This window comes from Bacteroides cellulosilyticus DSM 14838, from assembly GCF_000158035.1.
Taxonomy (GTDB): Bacteria; Bacteroidota; Bacteroidia; order Bacteroidales; family Bacteroidaceae; genus Bacteroides; species Bacteroides cellulosilyticus.
Genome location: NZ_EQ973492.1, coordinates 816,809 through 819,124, shown reverse-complemented (window position 1 = coordinate 819,124; position 2,316 = coordinate 816,809). Strand labels below are relative to the sequence as shown.

General features: G+C 38.9%; 1 protein-coding gene. It reads right to left on the bottom strand.

The genetic code is table 11. The annotated features are described in order from the left end of the window. Positions 1 to 32 precede the first annotated feature (32 nt). Positions 33 to 2,315, bottom strand: a complete 2,283-nt coding sequence (locus BACCELL_RS21475; protein ID WP_007214183.1) for an ABC transporter permease — start codon at positions 2,313 to 2,315, stop codon at positions 33 to 35. Position 2,316 lies beyond the last annotated feature (1 nt).

The window sequence follows — 2,316 nt, the reverse complement described above, 5'->3', positions numbered from 1 at the left end:
AATAATGCTGTATCATGTTTTTGATTTTTCTATTATTCACTCTTTATCACTTCTGCCGGATTCTGCCGCGCCGCCTGCCATACCCGCCAACCGATACATGCAAAAATAACGATCATTATACCACCAAAGATAGCAAAATATATCCAGGCACTGATAACTGTCTGTTCTACATAGTTTTCAAGCCAACGCTTCATCAGCACATACCCTACAGGGAATGCGATGACAGATGCTATAATCAGTAAGAGCATATATTCCTTCACAAACATAAGAAGAATATCTTTAATGGCAGCTCCATTCACTTTGCGTACAGCTATTTCTTTGCGCCGTTGTTCACAACTTAGTGTAACAAGAGAGAATATGCCGAAAGCGGCGATCAGCATACAAACAATAGCGATAAAACTCAGTAACTTTATCAATGCATCTTCTGATTTCAGATAGCCGGTATACTCCTCTTCTGTATTATATAACTTATATCGCACTTCCGGATATTCATAAGTGAATATGCTATCTATCCGATTTTTAAGTTCTTTCCATTTGCCATCATGAAACTTGATTAGTATTTGTCCTTTCCCTATCGAAAATCCGGAGTTTTTAAGAATATCTTCTGTAATTAGAGTATAAGGCTGTACCGGTTCTGTTGGAGCTGTGATGTGGAAGTCTTTGATTATGCCTGTAATGGTCCATGCTCTATTATCCAGATAAAGCTTCTTTCCAATCGGTTCACTCATTCCAAGTGCTTTTACTGCCGACTCGTTAATCATGATTTTATTAGTTTCTGTTGGTTTTACCATTTCCCCTTCCAGCAGTTGCAGATTGTAGAAAGATACGATCTTTTCACAATTCCACAAACTCAGCATATCTATGCTTTTCATACCATCTTCTTTCCCATCCCAATTTTTGAAGCTTTGTGAAAAACCTGATGACTTGGGCAATAAACAACAATGTCCGGTTATGACCTCTTTTGTGCATGAGAATTGCTTTATCTTATCAGCAATGGTTTCAAAATCTTTATCCGGATATAAAAGATTGATAGAAGCTATATTTTTTCTTTCCCATCCCAGATCCGTATTCGTAAGATAGTAGATTTGCTTCATTATGACTATCATGCAGAATGTGACAAGAATTCCTGTTACTAACTGGAATGTAATGCTTGCTTTACGGAGCATGTATCTGTTTACGGTATTCCGGATGCGTGAGCGTCTGATGACGAATGGTACCAACAGAAGCAATGATAACAAAAGAATCCCAATAAAATAAAGAAGTGATTCTCCATAAATGTTTCCGGATACTCCTGATATCTCTTTAAAAGCCGGTAAAACGATTTCAATCAAAGCCATGCCCAATATTCCTGATGAGAATATGATGTATAGGTATTCTACAATAAACAGAATAAACATCCCTCCAATGGAGGATCCACATACTTTGCGTAATTCTATCTCACGGCTACGCATCTGCATACGGGTAATAAACAAAGAAAGATAATTGAATAATGAGCAAAGAATGACCAATCCGCCAGCTACGGAAAATAGTATCAGATAATATAGCTTGATGGATTTAGTTTGATTAATCGGTGAATAATGATATTGGGTGAGTGGTATCAATCGGACGTTTTCAAATACCCGATGAGGATCTCGCGGATCAGCTTTAGCTTCATGTACAGCTAATTTCTTCTGGAAAGCTGCAACATCAGTTCCTTCGTGCAATTTAATAATTATCTCAAAACCTCCATTCCCCCATTCATCCTGCCAACTGCGGAAGTACTTGCCCTGGCCCCAAGAGCCAAATGAAAGATTGCTGTGATGAAGGCCTGAAAGAAGAGCACAAACTGTTTTAGGATCATCATTGTAGTTTTTTACTTCTTTGCCCAGTACATCCGTGGTGCCAAATAAACGCATTGCGACGTCTTCTGTTAAAGCTATCTTGTCATCTGAATACATAAAGTCCATGTTACCGGATAGAATAGAAATTCCGAACATGTTCATGAAACAAGAGTCCGCCTGCATCTCATGAACTTCTACTGCGGGTTGACCGTCTACTTTTATGTCCGTTGCTTTTGTCCATCTGGTATATGCGCATGCGGCTTCCACTTCAGGAAAGTCGTTTTTCAGCACCGTTGATGCCGGATATGGCATATAAGTGGAATACCCGCTTGTTCCAAATATATTTTCTTTGCAGAGGATGTACATCCGGTCGGCTCCTTCGTGGTAAGCATCATACGTAGTATCATAATGTATCCATAGATTTGCAAGGGCGAAGCAAGTAAATCCTACTGCCAAACCTATAATACTGATAATACTCTGTATTCTGTATTTCAGA